This window comes from Streptomyces sp. NPDC050423 (assembly GCF_040655445.1).
In the GTDB taxonomy this organism is placed as follows: domain Bacteria; phylum Actinomycetota; class Actinomycetes; order Streptomycetales; family Streptomycetaceae; genus Streptomyces.
This window is the reverse complement of sequence record NZ_JBFAJY010000019.1, coordinates 12,586-29,572: the sequence shown is the minus strand read 5'-3', so window position 1 is coordinate 29,572 and position 16,987 is coordinate 12,586. Positions and strand designations below refer to the sequence as shown.

The 16,987-nt window shown below is 72.3% G+C and carries 18 protein-coding genes; 9 read left to right on the top strand and 9 right to left on the bottom strand.

Going from position 1 to position 16,987, the window contains the following annotated elements:
* Positions 1-179: 179 nt before the first annotated feature.
* Positions 180-659: an SRPBCC family protein gene (locus AB0I52_RS16385; protein ID WP_363073034.1), complete on the top strand. Its 480-nt coding sequence runs from the start codon at positions 180-182 to the stop codon at positions 657-659.
* Between the two features lie 44 nt (positions 660-703).
* Here AB0I52_RS16385 and AB0I52_RS16380 read toward each other — a convergent pair whose 3' ends face one another.
* Positions 704-1,855, bottom strand: coding sequence for a PLP-dependent cysteine synthase family protein (locus AB0I52_RS16380; RefSeq protein ID WP_363073032.1), 1,152 nt, complete (start codon positions 1,853-1,855; stop codon positions 704-706).
* Between the two features lie 230 nt (positions 1,856-2,085).
* Between AB0I52_RS16380 and AB0I52_RS16375 the strand changes: the two genes are divergently transcribed.
* A complete protein-coding gene (locus AB0I52_RS16375; protein WP_363073030.1) occupies positions 2,086-2,400 on the top strand; it encodes a hypothetical protein in 315 nt (104 codons plus the stop codon).
* Between the two features lie 188 nt (positions 2,401-2,588).
* Positions 2,589-3,110, top strand: coding sequence for an ATP-binding protein (locus AB0I52_RS16370; RefSeq protein WP_363073028.1), 522 nt, complete (start codon positions 2,589-2,591; stop codon positions 3,108-3,110).
* Between the two features lie 71 nt (positions 3,111-3,181).
* Here the strand turns inward: AB0I52_RS16370 and AB0I52_RS16365 are convergent, their stop codons facing one another.
* The 3 genes from AB0I52_RS16365 to AB0I52_RS16355 are packed head-to-tail and all read right to left on the bottom strand — an operon-like array spanning position 3,182 to position 6,821.
* On the bottom strand, positions 3,182-5,749 hold the full coding sequence (locus AB0I52_RS16365) for an FtsX-like permease family protein (protein WP_363073026.1): 2,568 nt from the start codon (positions 5,747-5,749) through the stop codon (positions 3,182-3,184).
* Positions 5,746-6,534 carry an ABC transporter ATP-binding protein gene (locus AB0I52_RS16360; protein WP_363073024.1) on the bottom strand — a complete coding sequence of 263 codons (789 nt, stop codon included), beginning with the start codon at positions 6,532-6,534 and terminating at the stop codon, positions 5,746-5,748. Before AB0I52_RS16360 ends, AB0I52_RS16365 begins: the two co-directional genes overlap by 4 nt.
* On the bottom strand, positions 6,531-6,821 hold the full coding sequence (locus AB0I52_RS16355; protein ID WP_363073022.1) for an SHOCT domain-containing protein: 291 nt from the start codon (positions 6,819-6,821) through the stop codon (positions 6,531-6,533). Before AB0I52_RS16355 ends, AB0I52_RS16360 begins: the two co-directional genes overlap by 4 nt.
* A 365-nt stretch (positions 6,822-7,186) precedes the next feature.
* On the opposite strand from AB0I52_RS16355, the gene AB0I52_RS16350 reads away from it, so the two are divergent.
* Positions 7,187-7,756, top strand: a complete 570-nt coding sequence (locus AB0I52_RS16350) for a TetR/AcrR family transcriptional regulator (RefSeq protein WP_363073020.1) — start codon at positions 7,187-7,189, stop codon at positions 7,754-7,756.
* Positions 7,757-7,859: 103 nt separating this feature from the next.
* Here the strand turns inward: AB0I52_RS16350 and AB0I52_RS16345 are convergent, their stop codons facing one another.
* Positions 7,860-9,074 (bottom strand): ROK family protein, encoded by a 1,215-nt coding sequence (locus AB0I52_RS16345; RefSeq protein WP_363073018.1) that lies wholly within the window; start codon positions 9,072-9,074, stop codon positions 7,860-7,862.
* A 122-nt stretch (positions 9,075-9,196) separates the two neighbouring features.
* Here AB0I52_RS16345 and AB0I52_RS16340 point away from each other — a divergent pair, with 122 nt between their 5' ends.
* The 4 genes from AB0I52_RS16340 to AB0I52_RS16325 all read left to right on the top strand — a co-directional run bounded on the left by AB0I52_RS16340 (position 9,197) and on the right by AB0I52_RS16325 (position 12,115).
* Positions 9,197-10,414 carry an MFS transporter gene (locus AB0I52_RS16340; RefSeq protein WP_363073016.1) on the top strand — a complete coding sequence of 406 codons (1,218 nt, stop codon included), beginning with the start codon at positions 9,197-9,199 and terminating at the stop codon, positions 10,412-10,414.
* A gap of 95 nt (positions 10,415-10,509) precedes the next feature.
* Positions 10,510-10,881 (top strand): hypothetical protein, encoded by a 372-nt coding sequence (locus AB0I52_RS16335; protein WP_363073014.1) that lies wholly within the window; start codon positions 10,510-10,512, stop codon positions 10,879-10,881.
* Positions 10,882-10,892: 11 nt separating this feature from the next.
* Positions 10,893-11,660: a maleylpyruvate isomerase family mycothiol-dependent enzyme gene (locus AB0I52_RS16330; RefSeq protein ID WP_363073171.1), complete on the top strand. Its 768-nt coding sequence runs from the start codon at positions 10,893-10,895 to the stop codon at positions 11,658-11,660.
* A gap of 137 nt (positions 11,661-11,797) precedes the next feature.
* The gene (locus tag AB0I52_RS16325) at positions 11,798-12,115 is read left to right on the top strand and encodes a DUF6332 family protein (protein WP_363073012.1); all 318 of its coding nucleotides are present in this window, start codon (positions 11,798-11,800) and stop codon (positions 12,113-12,115) included.
* Here the strand turns inward: AB0I52_RS16325 and AB0I52_RS16320 are convergent.
* The 3 genes from AB0I52_RS16320 to AB0I52_RS16310 all read right to left on the bottom strand — a co-directional run bounded on the left by AB0I52_RS16320 (position 12,076) and on the right by AB0I52_RS16310 (position 15,020).
* Positions 12,076-12,741, bottom strand: coding sequence for a response regulator transcription factor (locus AB0I52_RS16320; protein WP_363073010.1), 666 nt, complete (start codon positions 12,739-12,741; stop codon positions 12,076-12,078). The genes AB0I52_RS16325 and AB0I52_RS16320 overlap by 40 nt on opposite strands.
* Complete coding sequence (locus AB0I52_RS16315; protein ID WP_363073008.1) at positions 12,738-14,087, bottom strand: sensor histidine kinase; 1,350 nt, start codon at positions 14,085-14,087, stop codon at positions 12,738-12,740. Before AB0I52_RS16315 ends, AB0I52_RS16320 begins: the two co-directional genes overlap by 4 nt.
* Positions 14,088-14,270: 183 nt before the next feature.
* Positions 14,271-15,020, bottom strand: a complete 750-nt coding sequence (locus tag AB0I52_RS16310) for a TetR/AcrR family transcriptional regulator (RefSeq protein ID WP_363073006.1) — start codon at positions 15,018-15,020, stop codon at positions 14,271-14,273.
* 128 nt (positions 15,021-15,148) lie between these two features.
* On the opposite strand from AB0I52_RS16310, the gene AB0I52_RS16305 reads away from it, so the two are divergent.
* Complete coding sequence (locus tag AB0I52_RS16305) at positions 15,149-15,601, top strand: nitroreductase/quinone reductase family protein (RefSeq protein ID WP_363073004.1); 453 nt, start codon at positions 15,149-15,151, stop codon at positions 15,599-15,601.
* Between the two features lie 102 nt (positions 15,602-15,703).
* On the opposite strand, the gene AB0I52_RS16300 is transcribed toward AB0I52_RS16305, so the two are convergent.
* Positions 15,704-16,921 (bottom strand): geranylgeranyl reductase family protein, encoded by a 1,218-nt coding sequence (locus tag AB0I52_RS16300; RefSeq protein ID WP_363073002.1) that lies wholly within the window; start codon positions 16,919-16,921, stop codon positions 15,704-15,706.
* Positions 16,922-16,987 lie beyond the last annotated feature (66 nt).

Below are 16,987 nucleotides of genomic sequence, written 5' to 3'. Positions count from 1 at the left end.
ACCTGGCAGGGCCCCGGACACGTTCTGGTGCAGTTCCTGGGGCCCGACCCGTCGCCCACCGCGCCGGGGACACGTACCACCTCGTGGTGCGACGCCGCCGGCACCGACGACATCTGACGGTACGACAGATATGGTGAGCGGCGGTCCGTCCGCCGCCGACCGCACCGGAGGTGCGTTCCATGACACGCCGACTCCGCACCGTGGACCTCGACTTCGTCGAGTCCGCTCCGCTGAGACTGGTATTCGCCGCCGAGGTGGCCGCGCCGCCCGATGTCGTGTATCGCGCCCTGGCCGATGATGTCGAGGGCTGGCCCGGCTGGTTCACCCAGGTGACGTCGGCGCGGCCGGTCGACGCGGGGGCGGGCCGCGAGGTACGGCTCCGGGGCGGGGTCGCGTTCCGGGAGACGGTCGTCGCCGCGGAGCCCGGCCGGCGGTACGCCTACCGGGTCGACGACTCCAACGCCCCAGGTCTGCACGCCCTGGTGGAGGAGTGGCTGCTGACCCCGGCCGGCACCGGCACCCGAGTGCAGTGGACCTTCGCCGCCGACGGGTCGGGGCTGTTCCGGTTCACGATGCGGCGTGGGCGGGCGGCGGTGGGCAGGTCGTTCCGGGACGCGGTGCGCAACCTCGGCAGGCGGCTCGCGGCGGCCGCGGCCTGAGGTGCGCCGCGGGCCGCTGCCGGTGGATCGGGCCGTGCTCCGGATCAGGCCGTGCTCCCCTGCCGGCCGGGCCAGTTGCCGGTGGCCAGGAAGGTGTCGATGGTCCGGGTGTACGGCGCGATGTCCAGGCCCTGTGCGGCCAGCCAGGAGTCGGAGTAGTACTTGTCGAGGTAGCGGTCACCCGGGTCGCAGATCAGGGTGACGATGCTGCCGGTACTGCCCTGTGCCACCATCTCGGCGACCAGCTTGAACGCGCTCCACAGCCCGGTCCCGGTGGAACCGCCCGCCTTTCGGCCGATGGACCGCTCCAGGGCGCGCACGGCCGCGACGGTGGCCGCGTCCGGGACCTTCATCATCCGGTCGATGGCTCCGGGGACGAAGCTCGGTTCCATCCGCGGTCTGCCGATGCCCTCGATACGGGATCCGCAGTCGCTGGTGGCGAGGGGGTTGTGGTGGGTCCAGCCGTCGAAGAAACAGGAGTTCTCCGGGTCGGGCACACAGATCCGGGTGTCGTGCTGCATGTAGTGCACGTACCGCGCGATGGTCGCCGAGGTGCCGCCGGTACCCGCGGTGGCGACGATCCAGGCCGGCTCGGGGTACCGCTCCAGCCTCAGTTGCTGGTAGATCGACTCCGCGATGTTGTTGTTGCCGCGCCAGTCCGTGGCCCGCTCGGCATAGGTGAACTGGTCCATGTAGTGGCCGCCGGACTCCGCCGCGAGTGTGGCGGACTCCTCGTACAGCCTGCGCGAGTCGTCGACGAAGTGGCAGCGGCCGCCGTGGAATTCGATGAGGCGGCACTTCTCGGGGCTGGTGGTGCGGGGCATCACGGCGATGAACGGCACACCGATCAGCTTGGCGAAGTACGCCTCCGAGACGGCGGTCGAGCCGCTCGACGCCTCGATCACCGGCTTTCCCGGGCGGATCCAGCCGTTGCAGAGCCCGTAGAGGAAGAGCGAGCGCGCCAGCCGGTGCTTGAGACTGCCGGTGGGGTGCGTCGACTCGTCCTTGAGGTAGAGGTCGATGCCCCAGCTCTCGGGCAGCGGGAAGCGCAGCAGATGGGTGTCGGCGGAGCGGTTGGCATCGGCCTGGACCTTGCGTACGGCTTCCTTGAGCCAGGCCCGGTACGCCAGGTCGGTGCGGTCGATGTCAACGGTCGCCACCGCTTCGCCGTCGTGCCTGTGCTCACTCGTGTCCATCAGCGCGCTTCTCCTCGTAAGACCGGTCTCGGCGCGCCCCACGATATGCCCCCTACCTGCACAAACGTTGACTTTGATGCTCCATAGCCCTGCCTTGGTGTTGCGGGCGGGGCGCCTGTGCGAATCGGGCGCGGCGCAAATACGTCATTGCGCCCCGACCCGCTCTGGTGCAGCCGGGCCGGGTTGTGCACACTTTCTCTCGGGGGCGTGACGAAGGGGGCGAAGGGGCCATGTCCGAAATGGATTTCAGCGAGACGGGCGTACGGATCGACCGGTGGGCGCGCTCGCTCTCACGGGCCGGGCAGGTGACCGTCAAGGACGGCCGGCTGGCGCTGCTGACCAGCTACGGCCGGGAGATCGACAGCGCACCGGTGGGGACCGTGAGCACGGGCAGAGCGTGGTTCGCGGGCGGGGACGCGACGGTGGCGCGGGTCAACGGGACGCGGTACCGGCTGACGATGCCGCGGCGCCCGGGGAAACCCGACGAGGCCGGCCCCGCGCGCCGGTTCCTCGACGCGCTGCGCGGCGCGGGCGGGCGCGGCTGACGGAGCGGCACCGCCGGGACACCGCGAGTTGCGGAGCCGTACCCCCTGAGCGACATTGGAGTCACGTCACTCATGGTTTACCGGCGGTGACACTGTGATTCAGGCCGCCGGCCCGGAATCAGCAGTCAGCCAATCTGCTGGATCCGTTTCTTCGTCTTCTTCCGGACCTATTTCGGGGAGTCGCAGCCGTGATCAGCGAGCCAAGCAGGCACTGCACGGTGGAGCTCCAGGCCCTGCCGTCGCGGATCGGTCAGGTCCGCAGAATCATCTCGGCGCAGTTGCGCTACTGGCATCTCGATCCCTTGATCGACCAGGCAGCGCTAGGCGTCACTGAACTGCTGACCAATGTCCACCGGCATGCACAGCCGGACAAATCATGCACCGTCGAGATCGAGTTGCTCCTCGAACGGCTGACGGTGTCCGTCCATGACCACGACCCACGGCTGCCGACCGTGCGCGACGCCGACGACTCCAGTACATCGGGGCGCGGACTCGCACTGATTGCCGCGGTCAGCGAGAGCTGGGGTGTCCGCCCCCGGGGCGGAGCCGGAAAGATCGTCTGGTTCACTCTTCCGGCCCCTTCCCTGTTCGCCGTCCAGCCACCGCATTCGGTGTACGGGGCGACGACCGACGGACCGTTCGACCTGAGCGGCATCATGTCGCCGGAGGGTGTGCGGCCCTCGGTGGCACGGTCGGTGTCGGTCGGCTGAAACGGCAGGAGCGGGGCGCCACTTGAGGCGTCCCGCTCCTGCCGTGTCCGGCCCGGACGATCCGGTTCCGGCTAGTCGGCGGCGACGGCCCGGAGCACATTGAGCCTTGCCGCCCGCCTGGCCGGCCGCCAGCCGGCCAGGGCGCCCGCGGTGACGCCCACCAGGGCGATCAGCAGGAGTCTGAACGGCGGGAGGGCGAAGGCGAACGCCGTGTCGCCCGCCCCTTCGGACGCCTTGACCAGCACCCAGCCGAGGGCGCCGCCCAGCAGCACACCGCCCGCCGTGCCGAACGCGGCGACCAGGACGGACTCCCAGCGGACCATGGCCCGCAGCTGCCGCCTGGTCTGTCCGACAGCCCGCAGCAGCCCCAGTTCCCTGGTGCGTTCGTGGATGGCCAGCGTGAGGGTGTTCGCGATGCCGAGCAGCGCGATGAGCACGGCGAGCGCCAGCAGCGCGTAGACCAGGGTCAGCATCATGTCGATGCCGCCGGCCGAGGACTGTGCGTACTCGCCGCGGGTCTGCACGTCCGGGTTCCCGTACGCCGCCGCGGTCTTCGCGACCGCCGCCTTCCCTTCGGCGGTGGACACCCCGCTCTTGAAGGACACGGCGATCAGCGAGTCGGAGTCCTGGGCGCGGTGAGGTGCCCAGGCCTGCCGGGTGATCACGTAGTCCCCGGCCAGTTCCGACTGCCCGAAGACGGCGCGGACGGTGAACGTCCGTTGCTTCCCGTCGGTGAAGGTGAGCCGCGCGGTGGAGCCCGTGCGCAGATGGCGCTTGCTCGCCTCGGTGCCGGAGACGGCGATGCCGTTCGTACCGAGCGACTTCATGGACCCGTCGACCTTGCCCAGGTGGAAGACCCTGGCGAGCGCGGCCGGGTCGGTGACGGTGAGGGCGCGCCCGGAGCCGTTGACCTCCGCGACGCCCTTGCCGAGGCCGACCGCGGTGTCCACGTCCGGCAGCCGGCCGACGGCCGGGGCCAGCCGCGGGCTGAGCCCGCTGCCGCCGGCCCCGAAGGCGGGTGCGCTGATGGCTACGTCACCGGCGAAGGAACGGTCGACCGTCTGGTTCATGGTGGCCTTCAGCGAGGCTCCGAACACCGTGAAGAGCGAGACCACCGCGACACCGATCATCAGGGCGGTGGCGGTCGACGCGGTCCGCCGGGGACTGCGCAGCGCGTTGCGCCGGGCGAGGTGTCCGGTGGCGCCGCGCAGCCGGCCGAGCGGCGCCCCGAGGAAGCGGACGGCGTACGAGGAGGCGGCCGGCCCGAGTACGACGAACGCGGCGGGCGCAAGCACCGCGCCGGTGGCCGACAGCCAGACGGACGGGTTGGCCGCCGCACTCAGGATCACGGCGACGGCGGCGAGCAGCAGCCCCAGACCGGTGACGGCACGGGTCCGGGAGGCCGCCGAGTCGTCGACGGCGGTTTCCCGCAGGGCCGCGAGCGGTGCGGTGCGTCCGGCGTGGACGGCGGGCACCAGGGCGGAGCCGACGCAGACGACGACGCCGACGGCGAGCGGCAGCAGCATGGACACACCGCTGATGACGAGGGAACCCTCGGGGAACGGGAATCCGATCGCCGGGAAGAGCGCCTGGAGTCCGGCGGCGATACCGATGCCGCCGGCCAGACCTGCGGCGGAGGCGATCATGCCGACGACCGTCGCCTCCACGAGCGTCGAGCCGAGGATCTGCCGCCGGGAGGCCCCGAGAGCGCGCAGCAGGGCGTTCTCCCGGGTGCGCTGGGCGACGACGATGGCGAAGGTGTTGTGGATGGAGAAGGTCGCGACCAGGAGCACGATGCCGGAGAACACCAGCAGCAGCGTGGTGAACAGGCTGAGGAAGGCGCCGGAGACCATGTCCTGGTTCTCGGCCGCCGAGGCCTGTCCGGTGATGGCCTCGGTGTGCGGGGGCAGTACGGAGCGCAGCGCGTCCACCAGTTCCCGCTGGCTGGTGCCGGGGCCCGCGCGCACCTGGATGCCCGACGCCTGGCCGGGCTTGGGTGCGAGGTGCTTCTCGGCGTCGGCGAGCGTCATTCCCGTGTACGTGACCTGCGCCATGCCGTCCTCGCCGCCGAAGGTGGCCAGGCCGACGACGGTGACGCGTACCGGGTCGGGGGTGCGCAGCACGGTCGTGTCGCCGATCCTGAGCCCGCCCTTGTCGGCGGTGCCGCGGTTGACGACGACCTCGCCGGGCGCGGCCGGGGCCCGTCCCTCGGCGAGCCGGTAGGGGTTGAGCTTCGGGTCGTCGATCCAGTTGCCCGCGAGGGTGGGCGGGCCCTGGCCGCCGATGGGCTTGCCGTCGGAGCCGATCAGCTGGCCGGCGCCCTGGATGTCGGGGGCGGCCGCGGCGACCTGGGGCAGTTGCGCGATGCTCCGCACGAGGCCGGTGCTCACCGGCTGCCGGGTGCCCGCGGAGTCGCCGGAGACCGTGACGACGTTGGTGCTGCGGACGACCGCGTCGGTGCCGCTCGCGGCGTTGCCGAACATCGTGTCGAAGCTCGCGCGCAGGGTGTCCCCCATGACGAGCGTTCCGGTGAGGAAGGCGACGCCGAGCAGTACGGCGGTCAGGGTGCCGACGAAGCGGCGCCGGTGGGCGCGGAGCGAGGAGAGGCTGAGGCGCACGGCGGCGCCGGTGCTGTTCATGGCGTGCCCCGGGTGTCCGGCGCGCTGTCCGACGCGGGGTCGAACGCCTTGAGGCGGTCGAGCACGCGTTCGGCGGTGGGGGCCGGCATCCGGTCGACGAGTCTGCCGTCGGCCAGGAAGACGACCTCGTCCGCGTGGGCGGCGGCGACCGGGTCATGGGTGACCATGACGACGGTGCGGCCGGTCTGGCGGACGGTACGGCCGAGCAGCCGCAGCACCTCCTGGCCGGAGCGCGAGTCGAGGTTGCCGGTCGGTTCGTCGGCGAAGACGACTTCGGGACCGCCCGCGAAGGCGCGGGCCACGGCGACCCGCTGCTGCTGGCCGCCGGAGAGTTCGCTGGGCCGGTGGTGCAGGCGGTCCCGCAGCCCGACGCTGTCGATGAGCGCGTCCAGCAGTGCCGGGTCGGGCCGCTCCCCCGCCAGGTCCAGGGGGAGCGTGATGTTCTCGGCGACCGTCAGCGTCGGCAGGAGGTTGAAGGCCTGGAAGACGAATCCGATGCGCCGGCGGCGCAACAGGGTGAGCCTGCGGTCGTCGAGGGTGCCGAGTTCGGTGTCGCCGATGTACGCCGCCCCCGCGGTGAGGGTGTCGAGCCCGGCGGCGCAGTGCATCAGGGTGGACTTGCCGGAGCCGGAGGGCCCCATGATCGCGGTGAAGCGGCCGGCCGGAAAGTCGACGCTCACCCCGTCCAGGGCCCTGACTTCGGTGTCGCCCGTGCCGTAGAGCTTCACGGCGTCGACGACCCGGGCGGCGGTCGCGGTGCCGATGGCCGCGACGGTGGCGGTCATGCCGGACCGCCCTTGCCGCGGGTGCCGAACTGCTCGTCGAGGACGGAGAGGCGGCGCCAGTACTCGTCCTCGTCGATCTCCCCGTCCGCGAAGCGGCGGCCGAGCATGGTGATCGGCGAGGGTTCGGCAGGGCCGCCCTGCATCGGCGGGCCCTGCCAGGGGCCGCGCCGGCCGCGCCAGACCGTGCGGCGCAGGACCGTGACGACGGTGATGACGACGGCTGCCCAGACGAGCGGGAACAGGAAGATCCACGGTCCGGGTCCGCCATGGAGGGCCAGGGTGTTCATCTCGGTCAGCTCCTCGGTTCAGGGTGCTCGTTCACGTTCTTCTGTCGCTTCCGAGCCTGTCTCCGGGGAGGGGTCCGTGTCGTCGTACGGCCAGCGGCAGTACACGTACCCCCTCGGGAGTAGACGGCGGTCCGGCGGCTGCTCCCGCCCGTCGTTCACCACCCTGGTCCCCCGTACCTACTAGGGCCTGTATTGGGTTGTCACGCGGAAGAAGGAGCGGGGCTGGATGCGTGCGATCGCAAGGCGCCGGAGCGCCCTTGTAGCGGAGCTACCAGGGCGTTTTCGGCAACGCTGCGAGCGGGCGTGCCCAGCCCCGTGACGCCGCGTGACAACCCAATACAGGCCCTAGTACGTCCAGTGGGTTCATGAGCACTCCGGACCGTCTGATCGAAGCCACCCAGGAGCTCCTGTGGGAGCGCGGCTATGTGGGTACGAGCCCCAAGGCCATCCAGCAGCACACGGGCGCCGGCCAGGGCAGCATGTACCACCACTTCAGCGGCAAGCCCGATCTGGCTCTCACCGCCATCCGGCGCACGGCCGCCGAGATGCGCGCGGCGGCCGGCCGCACCTTCGACTCCCCCGGCTCGGCGTACGTGCGGATCTCGCGCTACCTGATGCGTGAACGCGCCGTGCTGCGGGGCTGCCCGGTGGGGCGGCTGACGATGGACCCGGAGGTCATCGCGAGCGGCGAACTGCGGGCACCCGTCGACGAGACGATCGCGTGGCTGCGCGGCAGGCTGACCGCGATCGTCCAGGAGGGCCTGGAGCGCGGCGAGTTCACCCGCCCTCCGGTGCCGGACGACATCGCGGCGACGATCGTCGCGACGGTGCAGGGCGGCTACGTACTGGCCCGCGCCTCGGGTTCGGCGGATGCCTTCGACGCGTCCGTCCGCGGACTGCTCGCGCTGCTCGGGCCCCGTACGGATGCCGCCTGACCCCGGGACGCGTGGCCATGGACCGGCCTGCGACAGGTGAACGGGCGCGTTCGGCGGGATCGCGGCCCCGCCGTCACGCAGCCCTCCGCCCGTCTCCCGTCCCTCAGGCGAGCGCGCCCAGGGGGTCGTCCAGCACCGGCTGCCAGGCCAGCTCCGCCGCACCGACCAGGCTGTTGTGGTCAAGGGTGCAGGGCAGGATCGGCACACTGCCGCTGCGCCCCCACAGGCTGCGGTCGGCGACCACGGCCCGCAGCCGTTCCGGGTCGGCGTCGAGCAGCGCGCGGTGCAGTCCGCCGAGGATGATCCGGTCCGGGTTGAGGATGTTGACCAGCCCGGCGAGGCCGAGGCCCAGCCGGTCGATCAGCTCCTCCGCGGCGACCCGCACCGCCACGTCGCCGTACTCGTTGCGCAGCAGGTCCCCGGACTGCTTGAGGAGCGACTCCTCGGGGCCCGGTGCGCGCCCGGCCGCCGTGAGGAAGGCGAGCGGGTCGGTCTCGACGTCGAGACAGCCGCGGCCGCCGCAGTGGCAGGGCCGGCCCTCCGGGTTCACCGTGAGATGGCCGACCTCCAGGGCCAGCCCCGAACTCCCGCTGTGCAGGCGGCCGTCCAGGACGAGCGCCCCGCCGACACCGCGGTGTCCGGTGGCCACGCAGAGCAGATGCTGCGCGCCGCGCCCGGCCCCGTGCCGGTGCTCGGCGAGCGCGGCGAGGTTGACGTCGTTTCCGGTGAACGCCGGTCCCGCGATGCCCGCTTCGCGGACACATGTGGCGAAGATCTCGCGGACCGGGGCGCCCGCGGGCCAGGCGATGTGGAGCGGGTTGAGGGCGGTGCCCTCCGGCTCGGCGACCGCGGACGGCACGGCGAGCCCCGCCCCCACACACCTCAGCCCGCTGTCCCGCAGCAACCGGGCGCAGTCGTCCACGACTTCACCGATGACCTGCGCCGGGTCCGCCGTGATGGTGACGCACCCCGGGGCGGTCGCGACGAGCCTGCCGCCGAGCCCGACCAGCGCGGCCCGGAAGCCGTCCGCGTGGACCTGGGCCGCGACGGCCACCGGCCCGGACTCCCGCACCGCAAGCCGGTGCGAGGGACGCCCCTGCGAGCCCGCGGCCGAACCGGGGCTCGAGTCCACCCTGATCAGGCCGAGCGCCTCCAGCTCCGCAGCGACCGCACCCGCCGTGGCACGGGTGACACCGAGCTCCGAGGTGAGGACCGCACGGGTGGGCGCTCGTCCGGTATGGACCAGTTCCAGCGCGGGCCCGAGCGCGCTGCGGCCCCTCTCCAACTTCGTCCGGGTGGTGGTCACCTTGCCGTTCATGGGGGCGAGTCTCCCATGATCCGGAGGTGTTGCGGACGCCGTGGTGGCCGGGTTCCTCCCCTGCGCGGCCACGGCCGTCGGCCGTCTTGCGCCCGTTGTCGGCGGGCCTCTATGCTGACTTTGTGCCGCAACTAAACAAACTGCGGACGGCCCTGCCGGGGGGACCGGGCGGCAACCCCGCCCCACCCTCGTCCTCCCGTCTCCGCACCGCTCTGACCGTGTTCTTCGCCCTCGACGGGTTCCTCTTCGCCGGCTGGGTGGTCCGCATCCCGGCCATCAAGCAGCAGACCGGCGCCTCGGCCGCCACCCTCGGCCTCGCACTCCTCGGCGTATCCGCCGGCGCCGTGATCACCATGATGCTCACCGGCAGGCTCTGCCACCGCTTCGGCAGCCACGCGGTGACCGTGGTGTGCGGAGTACTGCTCCCGCTCAGCATCGCGCTGCCCGCGCAGACCCATTCGGCACTCTCGCTCGGCCTGGTGCTGCTGGTGTTCGGCGCCGCGTACGGCGGGATGAACGTGGCGATGAACAGCGCCGCGGTGGATCTGGTCACCGCCCTGCGGCGCCCCGTGATGCCCAGTTTCCATGCCGCGTTCAGTCTCGGCGGCATGGTCGGTGCCGGGCTCGGCGGGCTGGTGGCCGGCGGCCTCTCGCCCGCCGCACACCTTCTCCTCCTGACCGGATTCGGACTGCTGGTGACGGCCGTGGCGGGCCCGGTTCTGCTGCGGCACACGGTCGCGAAGCCCGCGGCGGAGGCTGCCGCGAGCGCGGAGCGCCCCAAGCGCCTGGACGGACGGGCGCGCCGCGTGGTGCTGCTCTTCGGCATGATCGCGCTCTGCACGGCGTACGGCGAGGGCGCCCTGGCCGACTGGGGCGCGCTCCACCTGGAACAGGACCTGCACTCCCATCCCGGGATCGCGGCGGCGGGCTACTCGCTGTTCGCCATGGCCATGACGGCTGGCAGGCTCAGCGGCACGGCGCTCCTCGAACGGCTCGGCCAGACCCGGACCCTGGTCGCGGGCGGCGGCACCGCCGCGGCGGGCATGCTGCTCGGTTCGCTCGCCCCGACCACCTGGCTCGCGCTCCTCGGGTTCGCCGTCACCGGGCTCGGCCTGGCCAACATCTTCCCGGTCGCGGTCAGCAGGGCCGGCGAGCTGGCGGGTCCCGGCGGAGTGGCCGCGGCCTCCACGCTCGGATACGGCGGAATGCTGCTCGGACCGCCCGCGATCGGCTTCCTGACCGACTGGTTCTCGCTGCCGGCGGCTCTCACCACGGTGGCCCTGCTTGCGGCGGCCGCGGCGGCGCTGGGGTACGGCGCCCGAAACGTGGCGCACACCTGAGCAAGTGCTCACATGATCAAGTAAGTAGCGGTACTCAGGCAGAAACGGTTCCCCGGACGCACCATGGAGAAGTCAGCCACCAACGGGGAGCAACGATGAACAAGCCGGTCATATCCAAGCAGCGCCTTCGCACAGTCGCACGCCTGACCTTCGGCAACGCCGCCTCACTGATCTATCTGGGAGTGGTGGCGGCCACCGCCGTGTTCGTCACCGTGGACATCCTGTTCGTCACCCACGAGGACGCCTCGTTCTCCGGGGTCTGGCTCTTCCTCCTGGCGGCGCCCACCGTGTTCGTCTTCCTCCTCGGCAGCTCGATGTGGGGCGCGGAGGCGGTCGGGCCCGACTGGTACCTGTACCTGGCCCTGGCCGTGTCCGTGCTGGTGCAGTCGTTCGTCCTCGGCTGGTTCGTACGCCTGCTGCGCGGCGGTGCCGGGCGGACGCGTTCCGCCCACCCCCAGGGCGTCTGACCACTGGCACAATCCCTGCCACGGAGATCGCGGAGCACATCAACACCCTGGCCTGCGAAGGCCGGTTGCTGGCGGAAGCCGCGCAGGAGGCAGGAACCGGGGCGCCCGTGCCGACGTGTCCGGGCTGGCGGGTGCGGGACCTGCTCCGGCACGCCGCGATGGTCCACACCTGGGCGGCCGCCTTCGTGGCCGAGGGACACACCACGTACGTCCCCGACGCCGGGGAGCCCGACCTGGACGGGCCCGCGCTGCTCGACCGGTTCCGCGAGGGACACCGCCGGCTGGTGGACGTCCTGGACGGCGCGCCGCCGGACGTGACGTGCTGGACCTTCTTCGCCGCGCCGTCGCCGCTCGCGTTCTGGGCACGGCGGCAGGCGCACGAGACCACGATCCACCGGGTGGACGCGGAGCGGGCACGCGGCGGGGCCCTGTCCCCCGTGGCAGCCCCTCACGCCGTGGACGGCGTCGACGAACTGCTCCGCGGTTTCCACACCCGCCCGAAGAGCCGGCTGCGTACCGAGGTGCCCCGCACGCTGCGGGTGCGGGCCACGGACACCGGCACGGTCTGGACCGTACAGCTCTCGGCGGAGCCGCCGCGGGCCGTGCGCGGGACCGCCGGGGCGCCGACGGGCCGCGCCGCGGACTGCGAGTTGAGCGCCACGGCCCAGGAGCTCTGTCTCTCGCTCCGGAACCGGCTGCCGCTCTCCGCCCTGACCGTGACCGGCGATCCCGGTCTCGCCCGGCTGTGGCGCGAGAACTCCGCGGTCACCTGGTCCTGAGCCGGCGCCCCCTTCAGCGGAAGGAGGCGCCGCTTCGCGTTCGGGGCGGGACATCCCGGCCGCGCACGGGTGGGAAGCGCTCCGCCCCCGTACGGGGTGGGGTTGTCCGCCGCCACCGCTCCTGTGACACTTCGGACATGGGACACCGAAGCCAGGCCGACCGTGACGCCATGACCGTCGAGATCGGCTTCGCCGTGCTGACCGGAGCCCTGATGGCCGCCGCGGCGTTCATCGTGGTCTGCGTCCCCACCGTGTTCCTCGCACCGCACGGCGGCCTGCGGTCCGCGTTGCTGATGATCGCGGCCGGCGTGGCCGGGCTCGTCCTCGTGGGGCGGGTCATCGACGTGCTGTGGCGGTTCGGCCGCCGGGACACCGCCGTCGAGATCGGTCCGGCGGGTGGTCCGCCGGCGCCGGCTCAGCCCAGCCAGCCGGGGCGTACGAGCCCCGACTCGTAGGCGAGCACGACCAGTTGGGCCCGGTCGCGGGCACCGAGCTTCACCATGGTACGGCTCACATGGGTCTTGGCCGTGAGCGGGCTGACGACGAGCCGGCGGGCGATCTCCTCATTGGAGAGCCCTATGCCGACCAGAGCCATCACTTCCCGTTCCCGTTCCGTCAGTTCACTCAGGCCCGGCGCGGCAGCGGGTTCCTTGGAGCGGGCCGCGAACTCGGCGATCAGGCGACGGGTGACACCCGGGGACAGCAGCGCGTCACCGGCGACCACCGCCCGGACGGCCCGCAGCAGCTCTTCCGGCTCGGTGTCCTTCACCAGAAAGCCGGAGGCTCCGGAACGGATCGCCTCGAAGACGTACTCGTCGAGTTCGAAGGTGGTGAGCATGACCACCTTCACCTCGTTCAGCGCGGGGTCCTCGGTGATCGCGCGGGTCGCGGCGAGGCCGTCGAGATGCGGCATCCGGATGTCCATCAGCACGGTGTCCGGCCGCAGTTCGCGCACCAGGCGGACGGCCTCCCCGCCGTCGGCGGCCTCGCCGGCCACCTCGATGTCCGGCTGGGCGTCCAGGAGCGCCCGGAATCCCGCCCGGACCAGCAGCTGGTCATCGGCGAGCAGTACGCGAATCACGGTGTCTCCTTCTGGTGCGGTGCCCCGTCGGTCCCGCCGGCCGGCAGGGGGAGTTCGGCGCGTACCCGGAAGCCGCCGTCGGGGCGGGTCCCGGCCTCGATCGTGCCACCCAGCGCCGCGGCCCGCTCCCGCATGCCCGCCAGCCCGTTGCCGCTGCCCCCGGCGTCCGTGCCGGTGGCCGGTCCCCGGTCGTCGACACGGAGCCGGATGCGGCCCGGCTCGTAACCGATCCGGACCTCGGCGGTACGCGAACCCGAGTGCCGCACCACATTGGTCAGCGCCTCCTGCACGATCCGGAACGCGGCCAGGTCCGCGCCGGGCGGCACGGCGCCGCGTGCGCCGTCCGTCGTGACGGTGACGGTCAGTCCGGCGCTCGCGGCCTGCTCCACCAGTTCGGGCAGCCGGTCGAGTCCGGGCGCCGGCGTCCTGGGCGCGTCCCCGGGGGTGCGCAGCGTGTCGAGGACCTGTCTGACCTCGCCGAGCGCCTCCTTGCTGGCGGCCTTGATGGTGGTGAGCGCCGTGCGGGCCTGTTCGGGGTCGGAGTCGAGCAGGGCGAGGCCGACCCCGGCCTGGACGTTGATGACGGAGATGCTGTGCGCGAGGACGTCGTGGAGCTCCCGGGCCATCCGCAGCCGCTCCTCGTCGGCCCGCCGTTTCTCCGCGGTCGCCCGTTCCATCCGCTGGGCGGCCCACTGTTCGCGGCGTACGCGGACGAACTCCGCGGCGGCGACGATGGCCACCACCCAGGCGGCGACCCCGACTTCCTGCCCCCAGGGCGGGGCCGAGTCGCCGGAGGGCGGCAGCCAGCGGTAGAGCCAGTGGGCGACCAGGAGGTGCCCCAGCCACACCATGCCGACCGCCGACCACGCGGCCCTTCGGTGTCCGGAGACGACGGCACTGAAGCAGCCCACGGCGACGGCCAGGAAGACGGGTCCGTACGGGTATCCGGCACCGAGATAGACCATCGCCGCGGCCGAACTCACGAAGACGGCCACGACGGGGTGACGGTGGCGCACCAGGAGCACGGCCACGGAGACGAGGAGCAGAAGCCGGGCGAAGAGGTCCAGCGGGGCCTTCTCGCCGAGCTGACCGTGGGCCGCGATACTCGATCCGACCATGACGACGACGCCGAGCAGCAGGGTCGACAGCCAGGGCAGGCGGGCGGCGGACCGACCCCGCACCCCGGTCAGCCAGCGCGGCGGCTCACTGTGGCTCCAGGGCGCGCCGGGGCCGCGGTAGTCCGTCGTCGCGCCGTCCGGTTCCCCGTGCGCCCAGGGCCGTCGCCGCGGTGGTCCGCCCTGTTCCCCAGGGGGACCGCCGCCTGCCTGTGAGCGCTGCTCTTCCATGCCGGCCACGCTAGACCGCGGACCACCGCGAGGGCGTCCGCCGGGCGTGGTGATCACCCGTACTCCCTGTGGAGTACGGCGAACGGGGAGGGCCGGGGCGCGGAGCCAGGTGGTGCGAGGCGGCCGGGGCGCGGCCGGCCCCCTGGACAGCCGGGATCAGGTGCGCCCGGGGGCGGCGCGTTCTCAGCGCCGCCCCCGGCCCGCCGTGCCGGTGCCGCCGCGGACGGCGGTGCCGAGCAGGCCGACCGTGCGGGCCAGCTCCACGACGGCATGGCGGAAGAAGACGTCCCTGGCCTCCACGACCCGGTTGAACTGGCCGAAGACCTCGAACGACACCAGCCCGAACAGCTGCGACCAGGTGGCGACGATCGATACGGCGACCTCGGGGGGCAGGCCGGGGGCCAGGTCGGCGGCGAGCCTCTCGGCCTCGGGACGCAGCTCCGCGGCGAGCGGCGGCAGCGCGAGCCCCGCCTCGCGGTGGGCGTCCTCGACAACGGCGATGAGGACGCGGCCGACGCGCGACGCGGGTCCGATGGTGGCCTGCGGCGCCGTGTAGCCGGGCACCGGCGAACCGTAGATCAGGGCGTACTCATGGGGGTGTGCCAGCGCCCAGCCCCGTACGGCACAGGCGACCGCGACCCAGCGTGCCAGATGGGCGGCGGGCGCAGGCCGGCCCGGGGCGCCGGGCCGGGCGGCGCTCTCGGCGGCCTCGCCCACGGAGTCGTACGCATCGACGATCAGGGCCGTGAGCAGTTCGTCGCGGCTGGGGAAATAGCGGTAGAGGGCGGAGGAGACCATGCCGAGCTCGCGCGCCACCGCGCGCAGCGAGAGTTTCGCCGCCCCCTCGGCCGCGAGCTGCCTGCGCGCCTCGTCCTTGATGGCGGCGGTGACCTCGATACGGGCCCGTTCCCTGGCTCCTCGGATAGCGCTCATGAATCTCAGTCTGCCACGCGACCGGAGCGGCGACCTACAACGAGAGCAGTGCTCTTGATTTTGGACACCACTCTCGTGCACACTGATCTCAAGCGAGAGCACCGCTCTCTCAAGCAGTGGGGGTCATCATGTCGCAGGCTTACTACCTTCAGGGAAGCCCGCTCACCGTCCGCCTGAACAGCTTCGTCGGCCGCCTCGCCCGGCACGGCGTCACTCTGCTCGGCACGCAGGAGATGTCGGTCCGCGGACGCAAGAGCGGCCGGCTGCAGCGCATCCCCGTCAACCCGCACACCTACGAGGGCGCGCAGTACCTGGTCTCGGCCCGTGGCCACTCGCAGTGGGTGCGCAACATGCGGGCCGCGGGCGGCGGCGAACTGCGCAAGGGCCGCAGCAACCGCGTATTCACTGCCGTGGAGATCGCGGACGACGCGTACAAGGCGGTCGTCGTCCGCGCCTACCTGAAGCGCTGGGGCTGGGAGGTCAACCAGTACTTCAAGGGCATCACGGCGAAGTCCACGGATGCCGAACTCCTCGCGGCCTGCCCCGACCACCCCGTCTTCCGGATCACCGTCGAGGACTGAGCGGCCGGCCCCGACAGGCCCCTCCCCCGCACCGCCTCGGCCGGATCCCGCGAGTGCCGGATCCGGCCGGACGTCCGCCGTTCCCCCGGGGAGCGGCGGTGGTTACTTGCGGTCCATCGTGGACAGGGCCCGCTGCGCCAGCGGGTGCGAACGGACCAGCTCGGCGAGCGAGGTCGTTCCCCGGGTGATCCCCGCGAACGCGTTCCACGCCGGACGGAATCCGGTCAGCACCGCGTGCAGCACCCCCGGGCGGCGCTCGAAGAGCTTCAGCATGCGCCGCCCCACGCTCATCTCGACGCCCAGTCCGGCCTTGATGGCGAAGGCGTAGTTGAGCGCCTGACGGCGGGCGTCCACGGCGTCGTGCGACTCCGCGACCCGGACCGCCCACTCCCCGGCGAGCCGCCCCGAACGCAGCGCGAACGAGATGCCCTCGCGGGTCCACGGCTCCAGCAGACCTGCCGCGTCACCGCACACGAGCACCCGGCCGCGCGACAGCGGCGAGTCGTCACTGCGGCAGCGCGTCAGATGGCCGGAGGAGATCTTCGGTTCGAAGCCGGCCAGACCGAGCCGTGCGACGAAGTCCTCCAGGTACCTCTTGGTGCCGCCGCCGTCGCCGCGCGCCGAGATCACACCGACCGTCAGCGTGTCGCCCTTGGGGAAGACCCAGCCGTAACTCCCCGGCATGGGGCCCCAGTCGATCAGCACCCGGCCGGCCCAGTCCTCCGCGACCGTCTGCGGAACGGGGATCTCCGCCTCCAGGCCCAGGTCCACCTGGTCGAGTTTCACCCCGACGTGTGCTCCTATCCGCCCGGCACTGCCGTCCGCGCCGACCACCGCACGGGCCAGGACGGTCTCGCCGCCGGACAGCACGACCGCGACCGTGCGCCGGTCCGGCACCGCGGCGCCGTGCTGCTCCACCCGGGACACCGTCGCGCCGGTGCGCAGTTCGGCTCCGGCCTTCTGCGCCTCCTCGACCAGACCCGCGTCGAACTCGGGGCGGTTGATCAGCCCGAAGAGCATGCGCTTGGAGCGGCGGGTCCGCGCGAGCCTGCCGTTCAGCGAGAACGTGACCGCGTGAATCCGGTCCCGCAACGGCAGTTCGAACCCGGGCGGCAGCGAATCACGCGAATACCCGATGATGCCACCGCCACATGTTTTGTAACGGGGCAGTTCCGCCTTCTCCAGCAGCAGCACCCGACGGCCGGCGACCGCCGCCGCATATGCCGCGGAGGCTCCCGCCGGTCCGGCGCCGACTACGACGACATCCCACACGGACGAGTCTTCGTGCTCATGTCCGGCGTCTGCGTTCTCGCTGCTCACGATGTGCTTCTGCTCCCGATCCGACCAGTGGCCCAAGCTGCTCACGGCATCCTACGGCGCGTTCCG